Origin of the sequence: Paenibacillus sp. LHD-38 (assembly GCF_031157315.1) — a bacterium.
Lineage (GTDB): Bacteria > Bacillota > Bacilli > Paenibacillales > Paenibacillaceae > Pristimantibacillus.
This window is the reverse complement of sequence record NZ_JAVIFU010000012.1, coordinates 154,602-175,644: the sequence shown is the minus strand read 5'-3', so window position 1 is coordinate 175,644 and position 21,043 is coordinate 154,602. Positions and strand designations below refer to the sequence as shown.

The window sequence follows — 21,043 nt, the reverse complement described above, 5'->3', positions numbered from 1 at the left end:
CCCTAGTCGTTCATCCTCTACTTCCACGTGACGGGAACGGATCCCGGTCTGTCCAGCAGCGCTTCCGCAAGATGCAACAGTGCGAGGGGGAGGGGGGCGTCGGTCAGAATCCTTCCGCCCGATACGAATGCGCCGTTAATGGCAGCGTTCGATAGCAAATGCGACGCCGACTGCCGGGCAAAGGAAAGAAACAAGCGGTCGTTCGTAGCCTTATACAGCTCTAACAGGCCGTAAAGCATCCGGTAATCGGCGTTGTCCTCCCGCGGCTTCCATATGCGTGTTTCGCCGCCGGGAAGTCCGATAGCTCCTTGGCCCATCCCTTCGGTGACGGAATGCGCCATCTCCCATAGAAACGGGTCGCCCGAAAGCCGGTAGCCGGCCGCGTACATCCAGAAAAACTCCGGACCCGCAGGGATTACCCGAAAAACCGTTCCTTTCGGCCCGAAATAGCCGTTGCGATCCAGCGTCAGCCCTTCGATCGGATACCCGTCCGTCAGCATCGGAACAAAGCAATTGTCAGAACGGCGGTAGGCGTTTCTCCCCCAAGCCGCCATTTCCTCGCAGGACCACCGGATGAAGCATTGCGCCGCTTCTCCGACCTGCTCATCAATCGCCAGCTTGGCACCGCTGCACGACGGGCCGCGGCTTGAAGAGCGTCCCTTCATAGACCGTATGACCTTTCGGTATGTGCAGCGCCAGCCTGATACTGCGCCCGGTCGCCCCGTACCGCAGGGCCGTCGCACCAGGAAGCTGCGGATTGGCTGAATTGGTAGCCGCTGATGCCGATGCCGGGCCGCCTCGTCTCCACGTAACGGTGCGCCAGCCGTTTCGACCACGCCAGCGGCGTTTCATCGCCCGACAGCTTCGCCAGCATAGCGGCCGCATAATACAAAGTCGCTGCCGGCGTTGACGAACGTCAGCCCGCGTCCCCAGAAGAAGACGTCCCCGCCTTTGTACTCTAGCTCCCATAACGGTCCAAGCGGAGTGCCGTACGGTCCGTGCCGGTTGAAATCAAGGCGCGACCAATCCAGCATGTGCGCATTCCAAATTGCTTCTTCGATGTAGCGCTTTGTTCCTACCAGATCCGCCCTCCACATGAGCTCGTAATCCGGGTAATGAAATTTCAGCTCGTGCACCTTCGATTTGTCACCTGCGTATTCGACCGATCGGTTCTCTATGTTGTAAGCAGTATGTCCTCCCTGGTAGAGCAGGCCGCTGCCATCCGTCTGACTTTGCAGAAGGTAACGGCAGACCGACAACGCCTGCTCTTCGTACGCCGGATCGCCCGTCAGCCGGGAAAGACCGCCAAGCAGCTTCAGCCACCGCTACTGGCTTGCTGGGCTTGCGAGCAGCGCCTCGCGGTTCACATGATCCGGATCGTGGCTAACCGGTGCGAGCGTATGCGAATCGAGCGCATTGACAAACAAAGGCGTTTCTCCGGATGAATCAGCAGCGTGCTTTAGCAGCAGGTCGGCATGTCTCGAGACAAGACCGATCAGCCCGGCCGCTGCTTCGTAGTCGGATTTCACTGCACCATTACCTCCTCCGTTGTTTCGTACAGCCAATCGAGCAGCGTACGTTCGTTGTTATGCGGCTCGAATTCCCGGTCGGAAAGGTTCTGATTCAGCTCGATGACGCCAAGAATCAGGAATGCTCCCATGCCGAATCGAAGCGTATGCCGGCCCGCTTCATACGGCACGGCATGAACATGGACGGAAGGGTAAACGAACAGCCGGATGCCATTGCGGATCACGGGGTCGAGCCCAAGCGTACTGCTCTCGCCGTCCTTCACTCCGCCCGGCTTCAGCCATTGGTCGTCCCTGGAATTGAAGCAACCGACCAGAATCAGGGAAGGCTCCTTAAGCTCCACGTCAAGCTGAATTTCTTCATATGCCGCGCGCAGCTGGCTGTACCTTATCCCCGTTAAGCCGTACAGCTCCTCCGCGCAACTTATGATCGGGATGTCGCCGTCTGTAAAGACGCGGGCGCCTTTCTCGATCCGATACAGCTCGGCGTTCTCGCTCAGCAGCGTAAAACCGGCTTGACTATAACGCCGATAGGAAACGGACGGCACCTGATCCAGAGCGGCCTGCATTTTTCCTGTCCTCAGATCCCCGATACGCTGCCGGAAAGCGGCAAGCTCCCGTTCGAACAATGGCAGGCAATCCCTCCAATGGCTGAATTCCCCGTCGCGGAAAGGCACTTTGCGACGCTGCGTCGGCATGCCGGCAGCGAACCAGTACTGCTTCTCCGTCGTTTCCGTCAGCCTGCGGTACACGGCGACGCTTTTGTCCAGCCACTCCGCCGCCTCCTCCAGCAGCTCCACCTTTTCGGCATACCTATCACCAACCGTATGCTTATACATAAACACCAGCAGCGAGGCCCTTACTTTGCACGTATACATGCCCGTCATCGCTTTGACCGCCTCGATGTCAGCGGCGAGCCGCTCGAACTCGGTTTTATTTTTTTGAACGGTCATTCGGGCCTGCTTTACCGCCCTGGAAGCCTCTTCGGAGGAGCGCTCCGCTTCCTCCACGATATCGAGGGGCGTCTCGCCCAGGTGAGGCATGCCTGCCAGCTGCTTCAGCACGAATTCCTCCAGCCGTTCCCCCTGCGGAGCATGCGATTCCCACAGCTCGGACCAAGGGACATACCGTTCAGGATTCGTGAGCTGGCTCATCGTCATGCCGAGGCTCATCGTCTGGCGGTTGCCTTGCGTTATGCCGAATCGGCGCAGAAGCTTTGGCGCGCATGTCCCGAAAGCTTCATATGCTTGCAATAGATGCTCGGCTGCTTCCCTGCTTCCGTATTTTTCCTCCAGACGGGATATCCAGTGGCGCTTCTCCGCGCTCCCTTCCCGGTCCGGATTCCAGGCGTAACGGAGCCACGCTTCAAACCAGATCCAGTCGCGGTCCACCTGCTTGATCCGTACTTCCGACCGGTCCGGCGAGTAAGGCCAGCTCCAGTAAGACAGCGGATAAAATTGCAGCGCTGAAGCTTTTAACCGGTACCGTGCTGCCTGAGCGCAGCGTTGAATAAACGATGGAGCTCCCCAGCGGAACGGCTCCAAATTGGAGAGCATATGCACGGTGGCGATATGGTTGCCGTCCCGCGCACCTAGCTTTTGATGCAACTCCCGCGTTGCGCCCCTCGGCGTCCAAGTCGTGAGGGATTCCCCGTTGTACTTCATTTCGGTGTGCAAGTTCGGATAGTGCGCGTCGGCTTCCTCCATCACCTTCTCGATGTCGATGGCATGCGAGCGCACGACGACAGGCGGCGGCTCTGCGGCGGCCGACTCGCCGAAGCCTTCCTTGATGCCGGGCAAAATAGTCTTGCACAGCCACTCCGCCCCGTACATTTGCCCCTTCAACCTCTCGCCGAGACATACCATCAGGCCGACCGTCGGGAAATCGCGTACGAAAGCGGCCATCAGACGGCGGAAATAGTCGCTTGTCACCGGCAGTGGTTTAGTCTGCTTGTGCGACAATCCGTGCTTATCGGCAAAACCATGCGGAATATGAATGCTGTAGAAGGCCAGAAAACATCTGATGCCGCGCCTGTCCGCCTCTTTCGTCAGCCAGCGCAGCAAACTTGCATTCGTCTCCAGCTGCTCCTTCGTCACCTCGCGTGCCTCCGGTTCATCCGGCAGATCGATTAGCGAGGCGAACGGATTCGCGTTCCATAGGAAAAGCGAGTTCCCCCGGTGCTCGAGCAGCATGTCCAAGTAGTCCAGCCACATGGCCTTATCGTACAACCATGGAAAGCGGTCGGGCGTCAGAGGATATTCGAAGAGCTGCCGCCCCGGCTCCACGCGCTGCTTCTGCAAGCCGATCACGGGTCCGCGCCAGGTAAATCGGGGAGCGTCCCCGATCGCCAGCTCGCGCGGCAGCCCGCCTTCCTCGCGAATTCGTCTCGACAGCTCTTGGCAGCCGTACAGGGCGCCGCTTTCGTCCCCGCCGGAGACCACAACGAGCCGGCCCGGACACGAGGACAAATAGAAGCCTTCCAAGGCGGGTTCATCCGTATGGTAGAGCAGCACATCGCGCTCCTCGAGCGCCGCAAGCAGCTCGGAGCCGGTGCGGCGGCCGACGTAAATTTTGCGGTTACCCGTATCGCGGTAACGATTCCAGGCCCAGCCGCCCGCCTTCTCCTCCACCGTGTAACCACATGCCTCGAGCGCTTCCTTCAGCAGCCGCACGCCGTGCAGCATTCGGGGCGAAGCATCCAATTCGTATCCAATTTCGATCATTTCCAGCAAGTGGCTTCCTCCCGTTCGTTAGATGTATTAATCGGTTACGGTAACATCCTCGGCATTGTTCATCGTATACGGCTCGCCGGTCTCCGGCAGCACTTTCGTCTGCCGGAATACAATATTCCGGGCGTTCGTACAGGTCGCGCCGGTGCGGGCGGTCAGCAGTACCCTGTCGAAGACAATGTCGCTGATCGGCATTTCCGGAAGCCCCTTGATGTGCAGCGCCGCCCCCGCGCCGATGCACGTCGTATCGCTGATATGAAAATCGCGGAACACCGGCGTCTCCTCCGTGACGGGTACCGGATCATCCGTATTGTTTTTGCCCGAGTAATACGAGCTGAATATAATCGCTTCTTTGGCAATATTCTTCATCAGAACGTTGCGGATATAGATGCGCTCGACCGTTCCGCCGCGGCCTCGCGTGCTCTTGAATCGCAAACCTGCGTCCGTTCCGATGAACACGCAGTCCGATACGGCAATGTTCCGGACGCCTCCGGACATCTCGCTGCCGATGACGAATCCGCCGTGTCCATGGAACACTTGGCAGTTCCGGATCGTGACGTATTCGGTCGGAACGCCAAGCGCACGGCCGTCGGCGTCCTTGCCGGACTTGATACAGATGGCGTCATCCCCGACGTCAAATACGGAGTCGTAAATATTCGCATACCGGCAGGAGTCGAGATCTAGACCGTCCCCGTTCTGCGAATGCCACTGATTTCGGATCGAGACGTTGCGGACGGTCACGTGCTCGCACAACCAGGGATGCACATTCCAGGCAGGCGAATTGCGGAAGGTCGGGCCGTCCAGCAGCACGATGCGGCATCGGTCAAGCTGCACAAGCGTCGGTCTCAAATGGTCTCGGGCCGGCTCGAACGCGGATGGCTCTTGAACGTTCTGCGCAATTAGGCTCTTCGTGAGCGCTGCGCCTCGGAGCGACTGCTCCGTCGGCCACCAGCTCCCTCCTTCCTTATAGCCGCCGGATTGGACCAATTGTTTCCATTGCCCCTCCGTCATTTTCATTCGCTTCACCGGTCGCCAGTTCTCTCCCGAACCGTCGAAGATGCCCGTTCCCGTAATGGCGACATTCTCCAAATCAGCGCCGTAAATCGCCGGCATGCAGCGTACGGTACGCAGTCCCTCGTAGCTTGTGCGGATAAGCGGATAATCGTCGCGGTTCGCACTGAACACGACGAGGGCACCTGCTTCGGCATGAAGCCGGATTCTGCTTTGCAGCCGGATCGGCCCGGTCAGCCATATTCCTGCCGGTATGAGAACAGTTCCTCCGCCTTGGGAGGCGCAAGCTTCTATAGCTGCCGCGAATGCCTCCGTATTCATGTATAGTCCGTCGCCGACCGCGCCGAAATGGGTAATATTGAACGTCTTGTCCGGAAATACCGGCAATTCCACTTCGGGCATATCGAACGGCAATGCTTCCGTGCATGCTCGTTTAGTCGTTGTCACTTGTCCGAGCCTCCTTTAATCGGATTTATGTTAACTTCGTTTATATAATAAGTAACGGCTTTCACCGGTACGTCCGCATCCGGCAGATCCGCACCCGCAAGCGGCGTCTCGACATTCGGCTCCGTGCGCATCGGACCGGTGCGCAGCACGAGTCTTTCAAGCGTGTATGCCGGCATGGAGAAAAGATAAGGCTTCGGAGCGGGCGTGCCGTTCATCTTAACTTCAAAACGCTGTCTTTCCGTATCGAAGCGAATAGCCAACTCATACCACCGGTCCGGCTCGTATCGCTGCAGCTCCGTCCATGTGCCGGCCTGAAGCACTTGAATCGCCCCGTCCGAATTAAACCGAATCCTTATCGGCGCCGCGCTTTTGGCATCGCATAGCTCAATATAAAGTTGACCGTCATTCGCCTGCTTCGCCAGCATCCGGATTCGAAGCTCGCCTGCGGCGCATTCCTGGAACACGCGCTCCGCCTTCGCATAGTCGCAAGGATCCTCGTCGCTAAGCACCAGGCTCCTATCGTGCTCGGACGGAAACGCCGAGACGGAGACGCTTGCCCAATGCGGGCAGTAGACGTTCCAGTCCGGTACCCGGTCTTCCGCGGACAGCCCGCTGAACGTGTCGTTGACCTGCCCGCTGACCCGGTAACGAATCGGTACCGGAACCTCGCTAACCCAAATATCTTCCTTGTTCGCGCTGTAGGCGACCCACATGCTGCCGTCAGTCGGGAGATCGTCCCCCGTTTCGATGCCCCGGGTATAGCTCATGCCGTAATTTTTATGATTTCCGAAATAGCGTCTCGGCGGAACTTCGCCGTTAATGAGAAGAATGTCGTCGAAAGCAAGTCCGTCGTCGCCCGTAATGACCGCAAGCGGCCACCTGTGGTTACCGATCGGCGAAGGATTGTAGAGAAGCGCGTACCTCGAATCGGAGGTGCGCTCCCCCCACACTTTGCCGCCTGCCATAATGAGTGAAGGCGAACGAACCTGCTTGGACCAAGTGCGTCCTTCGTCAGCCGTTACCGCATAGAGCGAATGCTTCCATAGACCCGCGGTACGTCCGTCCGGCAGCCGGTAAGAGGCGAAAGCCGTTCCTGCTTCAACTGCGTAGAAGCCATCAAGGCTGCGGTCCTCTTCCCACCATTGGAGCGTGACTATTCGGTCCGACAGCAGCTCCTCGCAGGCTTCCCGGAAGCCTAAGTCCATGGACTCGGAATACATGGGATAATTAACGTTCTGCTCGGACCAGCCGGAATGCCGGTTCAGCCGGATGAAATAGATCGGGCCGAAGCTGCCGTCCGCTCCGATCTCCCTAACGACGCGTCCGATGCCCTTTCCGTTGTTCGGACTGACGCTTGGCAGCGGACAAAATCCGTAAAACGCTAGCGTAAGCAGACGGCCATTCGAAGCGGCGTAAAAGCCCATCCTTTGATGCATCACGCTGTAAGTCCCGTCCGGAAGGGACTCGCCGTCCGGATAATGATGCTCATGGTCCAGCCGGTATGGAGGAAACAGGACGACGGGCGTCGACCAATTCCAGCCGTCCTTCGAAGTCGTAAGCTGAGTTTGGCCCGGCGGCACATGTTCGTGAACAGGACAGCTGAGATATTCCAAATAAAAGCTGCCTCTCCAGTAAGCCAGCATGGGAGCATGATTATAGGTCCATCCGCTCCCGTCCGACAACTCCGGATGCGAACGGTTAGCCCTTAGCACTTGCCTGCTCCGGACGCCGACCGCCGGACGCAGCTGTCCATGGTGATAATCCAGGTTGGCGGTCACGCCGCCGACGTACCGAATTCGGTTCTCCGGTTGTTCCATAACGCCCTCCATCTTATATCGTTTAACAACACTTTACACGGTTTCCGATCTCCATTTATAGGCTTATTGCGCTGTATTTATAGGGGATTATGAATATGAAAAAATGGCGGTACAGGGTAAAGCCGCACCACCATATTTTACTCAGTCTCGTCGACCCGTTACGCCTTGGCCAAGTGAACACCTCGGCCTAAAGCGTCTTGCCTGTCAGCTCCCCCTCCGGCGGAAGTCCCAAGCGGTTGCCCGTATTGCTTAGCAGCACTAAGCGCTGTGTCGAGCTGTGACGAGCTGTGACGAGAATGCCAGCATCGTTTCCTCCTTAATCCCGGCCGTTCTCGAATACGACGCAGTCGCCTGAATGAAGCTCGAGGGTAATGATCTCCTCCTCCGTCCAGCCGATCGCGCCGTTCTTCCGAATCGATACTCTTCCTCCGAACGGATTGACGAGCCGGATCGTTTCGTCGCGTTCGCTGTACACTGTAACACTCTCCACCTTTCCGCCCGTCTTGATTCCCGATAGCAGAAACGCACCCTCCGCCCGGATGCCGGCGAACGAGGCATCCTTGAATCGCCGTGACAGCCCCTCGAACACCCGGACGGTTCCTCTTACGCATTGCACATACATTTCCAGAACGGCCGCCGCCGCGGCGATCGAGGCTTCCGCCTGCATGGTATCGCCTCCGGTAAACTGGCAGAAGCCTTCATAATTGGCATTATGCCTAGTAGCATAGCTCGGCATCATGTAGAGCTCCCTCAGCAAGTGAAGAGAAAGCAGCGCCATATCCGCACGGCCCAAGCGGTTGTGCAAAATCGAAGCCCAAGGCATCGACCAGCCGGCCCATCGCCCCATGCCTTTGTCGATCCATGATTTATAAGCGTTCGAAACGGCCTCTCTCTGCGCAGGATCGTCCATATTGATTGTGTCGAATGGAAAGATGCCGGCCAAATGAGAATGATGACGGTGCGATTCGGAGAGCGGCTGTCCTTCCCACAGATACAGCTCGAGCCCAGGCTTCTTGCCGAACTCTTGGAATTGCCTCGGCCCTGCTGTATAGGGCGGCAGCTTCGCGCAGATGTCGGATGCTATGGCTGCGGTAACCGAATCGATTCCGTACTTTTCTTCGAGCTCCAGCAGCTTTTCGCATAAAAAGCGGACATTGACGAGAAAGAAGGTCGAATTCCGGCCGAGTCCGGCTTGCGACGAACCGCCATATTCCGGCGACACGGTCACCGGCAGCGAATAGCGCTCTCCACCTTGCTCCATCATCGCCCTGAATACATTAAGAGCCTTTTTCATAAAAGGATACACTTCGCCCAGCATGTACTCCTCGTCACCGGCATACCGGGCATATTGCCACATCATCTGGGCGATCCACGAGGTGTTCGCCTGATCAATCGTTCCGGTCCACATGCCGCCGACCGGACGACCGCGGTCGTCCACCGAATGGCCAAGCATATATCCGTCTTCGATGCCGACGAAACGCTTGGCGTTCAGAGCCAGCGTTGGCTTCCAGCCATCGATCATGGAGAAAAGCGGCTTCAGGCAATCCAGCAGATTGGAACCGTATGCCGGCCATAAGCACTGTTGAACGTTAATATTGAAGTGATAATCGCAGCTCCATGGCGGATTCCGGTATTCCTCAGCCCAGGGACCTTGCAGCGTCGGTGCGATTTTTCCCGGCATAGAATTGCCTAACATCCTGTAGATTCCCAAGTAATACATTCGCTCAATTTCGGCATCAGGCAAGGCTATATCCGCCGCCTGACGCCATAATGCCCGCCAATGCTCTCTTGTTCCTCTTGTTGCGGCGGCATAAGCGGCATCGGAAAGGAAAACCGAATCCAGATGAGCGTTTGCCGCGCGCGCCGCCTTCTCCGGATCAGCGCCGTATTCAGCGGCTATCGCAAGCTTCCCTCCGACCTGCCTCATCCATACGGCGCATGCCGGATCCTCCGGAAGCTCCTGCACCCAGCCATCCTCCATTGACGCAGGGGCCAGAATCCCGAAGTCGTCGAAGTACGCCTTCGTCTTCCCGAAAGAATAAGACGGCATTGGCTTTACGCTCTCGATCAGCTCTCCGCCGCCCGACATCAGCAGCATCGGTTTGTCGATCGGAACGGCAAGGCGGATGAGATGCTCACTTCCCCCATGGCTGCAGACCAGCCGTGCTTCACCTTCGGTCATGTGCAGGAAAGCCGAATGAATTCGCACATCCGGCTTCAGCCTCACTTCGAACCGTCCCATCGCCAGCCGAGTCGGCCGTTTCTCCTTGCCGTTCATCATCATGGTCGGATAGAGCTCCCGCGCGCCTTCGAATTCACCGCTCTCCAGTAGTGATTTCAGATGCCCGTACGTACAATCGTCCCGCCATATCGTTCCTCCGCGATGATCCCAATAATCGGCCCGATTAATCGTCAGCATAACAGTCCGGTCCTGAAACCAGATTAGCGCTCCGAACACGCCGTTCGACAACGGAATCCCGTCATGACAATAACCGGTATCCAGCGTCCAAGACACATCATAGGCCGGACTTATTTCAACGGCTTTCATATTTCTCTTCTCCCTTCTCTAATCGCCAAGTCTCCTCTTCCTTACTTTCAGCCGAAAATAATCTCATGCAAGAGCAGGTCAAGCGGCGGGTTGCAGCCCATCCGTCCTTCGAGGCGAAGACCCATAAAGATAAGCTCGCCCCGCCCAAGCCGAACCGAGCCGACGACAGGCACCCTGCGTTTGCGGGATCCAGCCGATGCCGTCCCGCTTCCCGGCTTCGCGTACGTATACAATAGCGGCGACATCGACTCCGAGCACCAGCCGCATCCTGTCAGAGCGTCCATTCGGTCCAACGTCTTGTTATAAAAGAATTGGAACTCGGAAGCCCCGAATCGCTCTAGCCGCTTATCCGCTTCGTCGAAGGCCAGCGTATACAGGCTGCCTGCTTTCTCCTGTCGCACGGTGATATCCCCGATTCGCCATTCGGCTTCTCCTCTCTCGTCAGGGATAATGATCGCCCTTGCCCCAGCATTTATCGCTCTCGCGATCTCCGTTTCGTGGAGACGGAACGCTTCAGCCGAAGACAAAGCTATTACGTCGAAAGGGAGGCCTGCTGCATAACTCCGGCTGCGAACGCCCATTGCGGAGAACAGCGCTTCCGCAGCGGTTCCGATCGCCGCAGCAGTGACCGTAGTTTCGCCCTCTATGAGCTCGACGTTGTTCGCGAATACCTCGATGTCTATCCGCTCGCTGTTGATGAGTTCTCCAGCACGATTATATAGGGAAATGTCGGCTTGGAGCGTCCGGCGTCTATCGACCGCCGGCATGACGAACGGCACGGAGCCGACATAAGCGGAATCGGTACTCCCTATGTCTGCTTCAAGCTCAAAGGACGCGTAATCCTCGGTTTCGTTCCGAAGCGTAGCGACCAGCCTCAAGCCTTGATATTCATCAGGAGTATCGTTAAGCAGCCAGGCTTCCAGCTCAACTAACTCGCCTGTATAAGCGCGCCATCGGTCGCTCCGCCAATGAACGCGCAGCGGCTCCAGACTGTCTCGATATGCGAAGTAGGCAGGCTTTGGCACCCGGTCGGCTCCGACAAGCGCTTTCATCCATCCCGACGGCCAGGCGTCGATGAGCAGATGGATGGCGGACTGCACGATCAGATCGGAACGCCTTCGGATTGCATCGGTCATCAACCTTGTGACGGTAGCCTGATATCGCTGGCTCCGCTCGATCCAATCCCCGATTCGGTCGGATTCCGGGTACCAATCCCCATGATGCGAATACGTCTGACTGTCGACGATTGCATCCGGCATCCATGGGTCATCCGGGCTCTTCGGCAGCCATTCACGCGGATAACGCTTCAGCATCAAGGCATAATGATCAAGAGCCTCCGATCCGTATTCCCCACATCCGCTCTTCCAGCCCTTCTTGAGCGGTGGAAGCCCGCCCTTATAGAGCTCTCCGAACGAAATCATATGGTTCGTATACCACATCGTATAGCAGTGAAAATCGGACAGCCCCGTTTCCGTCGGCGGATCATAATCGCCGTCCGCGTTTTTCACGACGCGGTCCGGATTTTCGATATAAATGGCATGCCTTGCCGACGAGAAGAAAGCTTCCAATTCGTCCCGATACAGATGCCGGTGTCCTTTGCCCCGCTTTGCGGGGCGGGATGGCTCATTGATGAGCGATACCATTACGACGCTCGGATGGCTTCGAATGAGCCGTTCCATTTCGGCGGCCTGTCGGACCGCCTCGCAAAACTTGCTTCGACGGATATAGCCGAACGCCGGCAAATCGCATTGGTTCATCATGCCGAGACGGTCCATAAAATCGTAAATTTCTTCTTGCACCGGGCGCTGCGTAATCCGGTAAAAATTCAGATTGGCCAGCTTCGCAATCAAAATATCGTCAATGAGCTGCTCTTCGTCTCCCCGCATGATGCACTGCTGGAGATGCCCCATTTCGTTTGCGCCCCGCAGCAGGATTGGCCGGCCGTTCAAAAAGAGCGATCCTTTCGGCTCGGCTGCTTCGTCCATCCGGAAAGACCTCATGCCGAAGCAGCGGTCCTTTGCGTCCAACAGTCTCCCTTCGCAGTCTAGACTCGCCCTAAGCCGGTATAAGTGCGGTGCGTCAGGCTCCCAGCTGCGGAATGCCGGGAACAAAATTTTGTACCGGTAATTGTTCATGCCCGGACCCGCGTAAGCAATCGGGAAACGAATGCCGGAGAGCCCTTCCCCTTCGAAATTGTCCGCAAAAACGTCGATCGTCAGCTCGGATCCTTCGATGAGACCCGCCGTCATGTTCATGACGTCGATCCATGCCTCGAAAGAGCCGTCCTCGGGATTTGGCTTAATAAATATGTCTTCCACGAAAAGCTCCGCCCGTTCCTCCAGGAACACCGAGTTGTAAATGCCTGCGCCGGGCGGGCAATGATGCCAGCCGTACACCGGCTCGTCCCAGCCTGGGCCCGTGGCGGCGTACATCTTGTCTCCATCGAGTCGCGTACCGTTTACGCCCATCATCGGATAATCGTTCTTTACTTCGACAACGAGCACGTTCGTCTCCTCAAGCAAAGAAGTGATGTCGAACTCGAAAGGCGCGAACAATCCTTCGTGCATGCCCGCGCATTTGCCATTCACGTAAACGGCCGCTTCATAGTCGACAGCCTTAAAAACTAGAAACACTTTCTTTCCTGCTTTCGTCTTCGGATAGCTGAAGGTCGTCCGGTAATAGCCTGTCCACCGGCCTTCCTCCTTCGTCGGCCCGCGGAAGTCGGGAATCGAAACCCGTTTCCACTCACCTTCGCCCCGCAGCACGCGAGCAAATTCCCCGTTTCCACCCTCTTCGTAACGGAAATCGAAGCTGACCAGCTCCCGGCTGGGGCGGTTATAGGCGGGAGGCGGCGATAGACGCCTCAGATAGGGGCGATATCGCCCGCGAAGCTCTGCCAGTTCTTGCCCGAACCGACTCAGCCGATCCTCAAAGCCCGGCTCGATCAACCGCTCGGCGGCTTTATCTCCCCTCCTGAACAACCTCCTCTTCCATTCGCGCGGCCGGATTACGGTCATGCCGTCCTTCGCAAGCGGATGCTCGCGAAGCGCAATTTCTGCGAAAGGATCCAAAACCTGTGAACTGCCCTCTTGCGTTCGGTCAGATATCAATTAAGCGCCTCCCCTTCTAGAAAGAACGATAGCCTCTATCGCCTATCAATATTTTTCGATCCCTATCATCCTTAATCCTAGCACCGCCTATTGGGGCAAACAATCCATCAACCCTGCTTTCCATAGGGCATTTAAACTTTAATGGTCCGGCTCGCTCACCATGCCGCGAGAAACAGAAAGCGAGCAGACCATTTAGGCCTGCTCGCTTTCTGAATTCATACTTATGTTTGGTACTGCTTTTCGAATGGCCGCGAAATCGTATATTTTATGCCCGGCTCCGTCGGAAACTCCAAGACGCAAGGAGCGATCTCGCGAACTTCGACCGTTTCCGATCCGACGGTTACCTGCACGATTCCATCGGTTCGAATACGGCAAACCTCGCCATTCGACGATGCAATTACAGCTTCGCGAAGGGAGTGATCCGCCCATGCCAGTGATACCGTAAACCCGCCGCGTGCGCGCAATCCGGTTACACGGCCTCCCTTCCACGCGCCCGGCAGCGCCGGCAGCAGGTTCAGCTCGCCGGCATGGCTCTGCAGCAGCATCTCGGCTATACCCGCCGTCGCCCCGAGGTTGGCTTCGACCGTAAGCGGATAAAATGTCAGCTTCGGATGTCGGTGGGCATTGAACAAATTGTCAAACGGATTTTTTAGCAATTTGGTCAAATAACGATGCGACATCTCACCGTCCTCCAGTCTTGCGAACAGGCTGATCAACCAGGCGAAGCACCAGCCGACAGCGTCTTCTCCCTCGTGAAGCAGCCGAAGGTCGATCGATACTCGGCAAGCACCTGCAAGCTCGGGGGTGCCGCGCATGTCGATCTCATTGCCCGGATGCAGCGGATATAGATGGGCCATATGCCGGTGTCCGGGCTCTGCTTCTTCGAAATCCAAGAACCACTCCTGCAGTTGTCCACGGCGGCCGATCCGGAATGGGCGAAGACGCGCCCTGGCTGCGGCTAGTTCCCGATGCAGCTCCTGATCGATCCCGAGGAGGTAGGAAGCTTCCATACAGTTTCCGAAAAGCTCGCGGATCAAGGCAATATCCATTGTGGCGTCCAGACTGACGGCGGATTTGCGGCCGTCCGGCCCGATGAATGTATTCTCCGGCGAAGTGGACGGATTGGAAACCAAGCAGCCGTCCGCATCCTCGACAAGATAGTCCAGGAAAAACGATGCGGCTTCTTTCATGATCGGATAAGCGGTCGAGGCCAAAAACGTCCGATCTCCCCCGAACCGGTAATGCTCCCATAAATGCTGGCAGAGCCAAGCTCCCCCCATCGGCCAGTACGCCCAGCTTGCGGGGCCTTTGGACGGGCCTCCGGACGGCGTCGTGACTCGCCAAAGGTCAACGGCATGATGGCTGACCCAGCCTCTTGCTTTATAGTGGGCAAGCGCCGTTTCCCTGCCGGCTATCCGTAAGTCCTCCAATAGACGAAAGAGTGGCTCGTGACATTCCGCAAGATTGCAAACCTCGGCAGGCCAGTAATTCATTTGCGTATTAATGTTGACCGTATAATTGCACGACCAAGGAGGTCTGACCGACTGATTCCAAATGCCTTGCAAGTTCGCCGCTTGCGTTCCTGGCCGGGACGACGATAGAAGCAAATATCTTCCGAACTGGAAGAACAGAACGGCAAGCTGCTCGTCTTCCTTTCCTTCGCGAAGCGCCCGAATTCGCTCGTCGGTCGGCAGAAGCTGCTGGCCGGGCGCCTCAAGCTCAAGCTCCACCCGTCCGTATAGCGACCTGTAATCCCTTACATGCCGGTCCAGCAGCTCGCTGTATGTAAGCTTGGCAGCTGCCTCTAGATAGGAGCGGCATAGCTCGGAAGGGTTTCGGCCCTCCAGGATGGGATCCTTGTCGAAGCCGTTGAAGCTGGTCGCCGCTGCCAGGAGGAAGGTTACGGTGTCCGCTCCTTCGATCCGGATCCGTCCCTCCCCGTCGTCCGCCGCCGCGCCGCCTTCCGGCAGGGCGAGCAGCTGCGCCTCGAAGCAGATGCCCCGCTCTTCCTCATAGATGACCGGATCGTCACTTCGGGCATGAAGCGGCTCCACATGCGACGGGCTTCGCCCCTGCATCGCAAGCTTATCGGCGGAGACCCGGAGCACCTGATGGTGCAGCTGGCTGTCAAACGATGCCCGGACGGCTATCCGGCCGGGCTGATCGGCGGTATAACGCACGACCATCACCTGATCGGCCGCGGAGATGAAAGTTTCGCGGACATACCGCACCCCGTTCAGCGTAAACCGCGTCCGGCAGACCGCATCGTTCAGGTCAAGCTCACGCCTGTAATTCTCCGCTTCGCCGACCTCTTCCAGCCCGAGATACAAGTCGCCGAGCGGCTGATAAGACTCGGACCACGGCCCCAGCATATGCTCTTCGATCATCCGCTGGGCTTCCGGGTATTTCCCTTCAAATACGAGCTTCCGCGCCTTCTCCAGATAGGCTGCCGCCTCCCGGTTATTCGGATCGGACGGATGTCCCGACCATAACGTATCCTCGTTCAGTGCAATACGTTCCTGAAAAATACCGCCGTATACCATCCCGCCCAGCCGGCCGTTCCCTACGGCGAGCGCTTCCACCCATTCCGCTGCAGGATTCCGGTACCACAGCATCCCTTCGTTCGCTCTCATTACGTTAATCGCCTCCTTGCGCATCATTCCGGTCTTCCAAAATCCAGATGCCGTGGGCGGGAAGCGAGGCTTCACCGCTAATTTCCGAGCCTCCGAGCAGCTCGCGCAGCGGCTCCGGGCCGACATAGACGTTAGACGGGCGGTCGTTGTGGTTAAGCAGGAAAAGGTATCTCTTTCCGTCCTTGACTCTGGCGCACGCTTCCACGCCGGGAGGCGTCTGCGCAACCGGGACGATCATGTTACTAGCCGTCAATTCCGAGAAAAGGGCTGACAAGAACCGCTCCTCCGGATCGGACGAAATATACCAAGCCTCGCCCTTGCCGAACCGATTTCGCGTAACCGCAGGCATGCCTGCGTAAAAGTCGCTGCCGTAGACGGCAACCGTTTCCGCCCCTTCCATATGGAGGCGCTCGCACATCAAGCCGCATGTATAAGTGCCTTTCGCCAGGCCGGCATTCCCATTCATCACAAGAGAGTTCGTCTGATCTGGAAACAGTGGGTCGATTTCTTCCACCCAGATGCCGAGCAGCCTCCTAAGCTCGCCGGGATAGCCTCCGAGCGACACCAAATCGTTTTCCTGCACAATCCCGCTAAAGAATGTCGTCACAAACGTGCCGCCGCTCGCCGTATACGTCTCCAGCTTCTCCGCGAAGCCCGGTTTAATCATGTACAGCACGGGCGCAATAACTAAAGCATAGTCTCCCACCTCCGTATCCGTGCCGATCATATCGACTTGCACATTAAGGGCGTAGAAAGCGTCGTAATAGCGCTGAATTTGCCGCAAATATTTGAGCTGCTTCGTCGGACCACTGGAATGCTCGATCGCCCACCAATTGTCCCAATCGAACACAATTGCCACCTTTGACTTCGTCGTCGCGCCGAGCAGCTTATCGCCCAGCTGCTGAAGCTCGCGGCCGAGTTCTGCACATTCGGAAAATACCCGCGTATGCTCATGGCCGGCATGGTCGATGACGGCCCCGTGAAACTTCTCAAAGGCGCCAGCGGAACGTCTAAGCTGGAAAAACATGACCGCCTCCGCTCCCCGCGCGACCGCCTGATAGCTCCACAGCCGCATGACGCCAGGCCGCTTCAGCGGATTAACGTCCTTCCAGTTCAATTGGCTCGGGCTCTGCTCCATCAGCAGGAACGGTTCGCCGTTTTTCAGCCCGCGCATCAGATCGTGCCGCATGGCAATTTGACTCATTGGCATGTCATTGTCCGGATAGCTGTCCAGCGCGACAATATCCAACTCTTTAGCCCATTTGAAATAATCGAGTGGCTTATAAGTGCCGTTGCTCTGGAAATTAGTCGTGACAATTGCATCCGGAATAACGGATTTAATCGCATCGCGCTCTAATTTATAGCACGCCAGAAAACTGTCCGAGTTGAAGCGGTCGTAATCGATCGACATGGCCGGGAATGCCGTGGATTCATGTCCGGAAACATTGAAATGCTCGCTCTGTTGGCTCGGCAGCACGATCTCTTCCCAGTCGTAAAACGTATGCCCCCAGAACGATGTGTACCAAGCGCTGTTCAACGCCTCAAGCGTGCCGTAACGCTCCTGCAGCCAGGCGCGGAACGCCCGTTCGCAATTGTCGCAATAGCATCGCCAGCCCATCTCGTTGTTGACGTGCCAGAGCAGCAAGGCCGGGTGATCCTTGTACCGCTCCGCCAGCCTCTCTGCCATCCGCTCCGAATAAAGGCGGAAAGTCGGGCTGTTCGGGCAGGAATTATGCCGGCGCCCGTACTTTTTTTTGCGGCCCTGCGAATCTACGGTCAATACGTCCGGATGATGACGCGCCATCCAAGCGGGATGGGCTGCGGTGCCGGTCCCGAGGCAAGCGCGTACTCCGTTCGCGTGCAGCAGATCCATGACGTCGTCCAGCCATTCGAAACGGTACGTCTTCTCGTCCGGCTGGTTCCGTGCCCAGGAGAAGACGTTGACCGTGGCGATATCGATTCCGGCAAGCTTGAACAGCCGCATGTCCTCTTCCCACACGTCGCGCGGCCATTGCTCGGGATTGTAGTCCCCGCCGTATAATATTTTGTTTGATAATCCGTTCATTGAACCGGCTCCTCTCTCCTCTGTTCCCACTCAATCCGTCGTGGTAATCGCAGGCTTGCGCTTTCGCCGCGATCCGTTCCCGCAGCGATCGGCATCAATCGGATCGAGAACGAAACCGGCTCCGCAGGGATCAAATAATCCGGCAGGGTCGGCGCATAGCCGCAGCTGTGATTGCCGAGTCCGGACTGGCGCCAGTCGATGCTTACTTCGGTCGCGCCTAGAAGCTCCAAATCCGAGTGGTGCCGGACGGCGCTTAAAGCCTCGGTCGAATACGGCCGCGCACCGACCTGTCCGAGCGGAGCACCCGTTCCGGAAACCAGAAGTCCGGCTCCATTAGCGGCGGCGATGCTCGCCCAGCGGACATCGGCCTTGCTGCCGTTCTCCTGCGGCTTAATGTACGGAACGAATTGTTCATCGACTGTTCCCTCGTACAAGCCCAGCTTGCCGCTTTCTTTGCGGTCCGCATAGCATTCATGCGGGCCGAGGCCGAACCAGGTCATACGCCCGAACCGGGAGGGCATAACGAACCTCAGTCCGATCCTTGGCAGCGGCGGGAGCCCTTCCTTGAGCGGCTTGATCACGGTTTCGATCGTCACGTCGCCGCTGCCGTAGACGGTGTACAGCTGAACAGCCGAGAACGCCGGCCGCAAGCCATTCACGCCAAGAATCGTCTCCGTCCGAACCTGGACGGCCAGGCCTCCCGCGATATGACGGGCCTCAATGTATCTGACGTGAGCTTCCAGCTCGTGATAGCCGGCCTCCCGCCATCGCTTCGCCAGATGAACATCGTTATCGACCGGAGCCCTCCACAGCTGGATCCGGGGACCCGACTCCAGCAGGCTTATGCCGTCTTTCTCCCAATGGTCCATCACGCCGCTCAGCTTGTCGAAAGTTAAAGCGAATCCTGCTCCGGTCACCTTTACGAACCGGCTGCCATCGTCTAAGGAAACGCCGCTCATGGCCGCCGGCGATACCGGCGTCAAGGGAGCCCCTGCGGACGGAATGGGAATATCCGCCCAGGCTACCTCATGCCCGGCGGGCGCCCAGCATGTCGTTTCGCGGAGCAAGAAGCTCACATGGAGCCAATATTCTCCGCTCCAAGGCGTCGGTTTCGTCTGGTAAGGAACGGTGACGAACCGCTCTTCTCTCGCGGCAATCGCGAGCGGCGGCAGCGTTCCATCCTCGACCGCTTCGCCATCCCGGTAGACGGTCCACCGGACGTCCAGATGCTCGAGAGAGACGAAATCGTACCGGTTGCGAATCCGGAGCAGGCGTTCCCCATTGGCCGGCTGCACGACGACCGGCTCTATCGCCTTCTTGAACTCCAGAAGCGCCGGCTTGACGGACCGGTCCGGAAAGAGCAGACCGTCGATGCAGAAATGGCCGCTGTTCGGATTGTCGCCGAAATCGCCGCCGTAAGCGTATTCGAAGCCGCCGTCCGGCTTCTTCCGCCTTAAGGACAGGTCCGCCCACTCCCAGATCAAGCCCCCGCAAAGGCGCGGATAGCGGAATACCGTATCCCAATATTCCTTTTGGTTGCCTAGCGCATTGCCCATTGCATGACCGAATTCGACCATCAAATAGGGCCGGGTTTCGTCCGTTTTTTCGCCTTCCGCAATCAACATATCCACTGACGGGTACATGCTGCTGACAATATCCACGAGAGGTGCGTCGTAAGCCCGCTCGTAATGGACCGGACGTGTCGGATCCTTCTCCCGTACCCAAGCAGCCATCGCATCGTGGTTCTCGCCGTAGCCCGATTCGTTGCCAAGCGACCAGACGATGACGGACGGATGGTTCTTGTCCCGCTCTACGACCCGAACGATACGATCCATAAATGCATCCTTCCATGCCGGGTCGTTCGCCAACCGGCTTTCGAAGGCTGTTTTCTCGTCAGGATTGTCGACCCAGCGGCTGATTTCGCCCAGAAAAACGCAGCCGTGCGTTTCCAAATCCGCTTCGTCGACGACGAACAGACCGTAACGGTCGCACAGGTCTAGCCAGCGCTCGTCATTCGGATAATGCGAACAGCGTACCGCATTGATATTGTGACGTTTCATCAGCTCGACGTCCTTGATCATCGCTTCCATCGTCGTGACGTGGCCGAGCTCGGGATCGAATTCGTTCCGGTTAACCCCGCGGATGATGATCGGTTTGCCGTTAACCAGCAGGCGTCCGTCCCGCGCCCGGACATCCCGGAAACCGACCGCGTAACGATATACCTCCTCCGCTTGTCCTTGCTCGCCGGATAAGGTGATGAGCAGCGTGTAAAGATTCGGCTCTTCCGCCGACCAAAGCATGGGAGCGTACACGGGAATCTCTATTCGGACGTCGGCTTCCGGCGAACAACCCAAAAGACGAGGAACGCCGGTTTCGCTTGCGGCGACCGTCGATCCGTCGGCATTCAGCAGCTCGGTCCGGATCCGATATCCCTCTCCGGTGCTGCCCGAGGACGCAGCAAAGCTTATGCCAAGCTCGATCGCTCCGCTGTCGTACGTATCGGACAGCCGGGTACGGATACGGGTGTCCCCCAGGCGGACGGCGGATGGGAACGACAGCAGATAGACTTCCCGAAAAATGCCGCTTAGCCGCCATTTATCCTGATCCTCCAGGTAACTGCCGGTCGACCACTGATAGACACGAACGGCAAGCTTGTTGACTCCCGGACGGATCAGGTCCGTCACCTTAAACGTCATCCGGTTGTGGCTGCCAAGGCCGAAGCCCGCTTCCTCGCCGTTGACCCAGATGTGAAAGGCAGAGTCTACGCCTTCAAATACAAGAAACACGTCGCCGCCTGCCTGCTGTTCCGGAAAGTCGAACGATCGCCGGTAACAACCGGTCGGGTTCCGCTTCGGAATATGAGGCGGATCGACCGGGAATGGATATTTACTACTGCTGTATAAAGGCGTTCCGTAACCGAACAGCTGCCAGTTCGACGGCACCGGAATCCGGTCCCAATCCTCGTCTGCGAACGATTCGTCAAAAAACCCCTCCGGCGCATCCTCGGGACACTCCGCATAATGGAACTTCCATTCGCCTTTTAACATTTGGACATAGGTGGAGGCGTTCTTGTCGCAAGCAGCCGCGGCCGCAAGCGCCGTCTCCCTGTCGGGAAAAGGAATGCCGCGCGCGTCCGCCGGCTCGGCATGAATCTGCA

Annotated in this window: 12 protein-coding genes; all 12 read right to left on the bottom strand. The window is 57.7% G+C overall.

Annotated elements, in window-relative coordinates; all coding sequences use genetic code 11:
- Nucleotides 1-17 precede the first annotated feature (17 nt).
- Entirely contained in the window at nt 18-665 is a 648-nt protein-coding gene (locus RCO25_RS12855) for a hypothetical protein (RefSeq protein WP_308996540.1), read from the bottom strand.
- Nucleotides 662-874: a hypothetical protein gene (locus RCO25_RS12850; RefSeq protein WP_308996539.1), complete on the bottom strand. Its 213-nt coding sequence runs from the start codon at nt 872-874 to the stop codon at nt 662-664. The genes RCO25_RS12855 and RCO25_RS12850 overlap by 4 nt, the downstream gene beginning before the upstream one ends.
- Complete coding sequence (locus tag RCO25_RS12845; protein WP_308996556.1) at nt 849-1,313, bottom strand: hypothetical protein; 465 nt, start codon at nt 1,311-1,313, stop codon at nt 849-851. The genes RCO25_RS12850 and RCO25_RS12845 overlap by 26 nt, the downstream gene beginning before the upstream one ends.
- Nucleotides 1,314-1,325: 12 nt before the next feature.
- Nucleotides 1,326-1,529, bottom strand: coding sequence for a hypothetical protein (locus RCO25_RS12840; protein ID WP_308996538.1), 204 nt, complete (start codon nt 1,527-1,529; stop codon nt 1,326-1,328).
- Complete coding sequence (locus RCO25_RS12835) at nt 1,526-4,249, bottom strand: hypothetical protein (RefSeq protein WP_308996555.1); 2,724 nt, start codon at nt 4,247-4,249, stop codon at nt 1,526-1,528. Before RCO25_RS12835 ends, RCO25_RS12840 begins: the two co-directional genes overlap by 4 nt.
- 36 nt (nt 4,250-4,285) lie before the next feature.
- Entirely contained in the window at nt 4,286-5,713 is a 1,428-nt protein-coding gene (locus tag RCO25_RS12830) for a glycoside hydrolase family 28 protein (protein WP_308996537.1), read from the bottom strand.
- Nucleotides 5,710-7,530, bottom strand: coding sequence for a sialidase family protein (locus tag RCO25_RS12825; protein ID WP_308996536.1), 1,821 nt, complete (start codon nt 7,528-7,530; stop codon nt 5,710-5,712). Before RCO25_RS12825 ends, RCO25_RS12830 begins: the two co-directional genes overlap by 4 nt.
- Before the next feature lie 316 nt (nt 7,531-7,846).
- Nucleotides 7,847-10,078, bottom strand: a complete 2,232-nt coding sequence (locus tag RCO25_RS12820) for a glycosyl hydrolase family 95 catalytic domain-containing protein (RefSeq protein ID WP_308996535.1) — start codon at nt 10,076-10,078, stop codon at nt 7,847-7,849.
- Between the two features lie 47 nt (nt 10,079-10,125).
- The gene (locus RCO25_RS12815; protein WP_308996534.1) at nt 10,126-13,188 is read right to left on the bottom strand and encodes a glycoside hydrolase family 2 protein; all 3,063 of its coding nucleotides are present in this window, start codon (nt 13,186-13,188) and stop codon (nt 10,126-10,128) included.
- 221 nt (nt 13,189-13,409) lie between these two features.
- The gene (locus tag RCO25_RS12810) at nt 13,410-15,821 is read right to left on the bottom strand and encodes a glycoside hydrolase family 95 protein (RefSeq protein WP_308996533.1); all 2,412 of its coding nucleotides are present in this window, start codon (nt 15,819-15,821) and stop codon (nt 13,410-13,412) included.
- A 4-nt stretch (nt 15,822-15,825) separates the two neighbouring features.
- A complete protein-coding gene (locus tag RCO25_RS12805; RefSeq protein WP_308996532.1) occupies nt 15,826-17,886 on the bottom strand; it encodes a beta-galactosidase in 2,061 nt (686 codons plus the stop codon).
- A complete protein-coding gene (locus tag RCO25_RS12800; RefSeq protein ID WP_308996554.1) occupies nt 17,883-20,933 on the bottom strand; it encodes a glycoside hydrolase family 2 TIM barrel-domain containing protein in 3,051 nt (1,016 codons plus the stop codon). Before RCO25_RS12800 ends, RCO25_RS12805 begins: the two co-directional genes overlap by 4 nt.
- Between the last annotated feature and the right edge of the window lie 110 nt (nt 20,934-21,043).

Bases quoted from the DNA above. Each gene is read 5' to 3' on its own strand.
- RCO25_RS12835 (WP_308996555.1), bottom strand. From the start codon at position 4,249: ATGATCGAAATTGGATACGAATTGGATGCTTCGCCCCGAATGCTGCAC.
- RCO25_RS12800 (WP_308996554.1), bottom strand. From the start codon at position 20,933: ATGTTAAAAGGCGAATGGAAGTTCCATTATGCGGAGTGTCCCGAGGAT.
- RCO25_RS12805 (WP_308996532.1), bottom strand. From the start codon at position 17,886: ATGAACGGATTATCAAACAAAATATTATACGGCGGGGACTACAATCCC.
- RCO25_RS12820 (WP_308996535.1), bottom strand. From the start codon at position 10,078: ATGAAAGCCGTTGAAATAAGTCCGGCCTATGATGTGTCTTGGACGCTG.
- RCO25_RS12825 (WP_308996536.1), bottom strand. From the start codon at position 7,530: ATGGAACAACCGGAGAACCGAATTCGGTACGTCGGCGGCGTGACCGCC.
- RCO25_RS12855 (WP_308996540.1), bottom strand. From the start codon at position 665: ATGAAGGGACGCTCTTCAAGCCGCGGCCCGTCGTGCAGCGGTGCCAAG.
- RCO25_RS12810 (WP_308996533.1), bottom strand. From the start codon at position 15,821: ATGAGAGCGAACGAAGGGATGCTGTGGTACCGGAATCCTGCAGCGGAA.
- RCO25_RS12850 (WP_308996539.1), bottom strand. From the start codon at position 874: ATGCTGGCGAAGCTGTCGGGCGATGAAACGCCGCTGGCGTGGTCGAAA.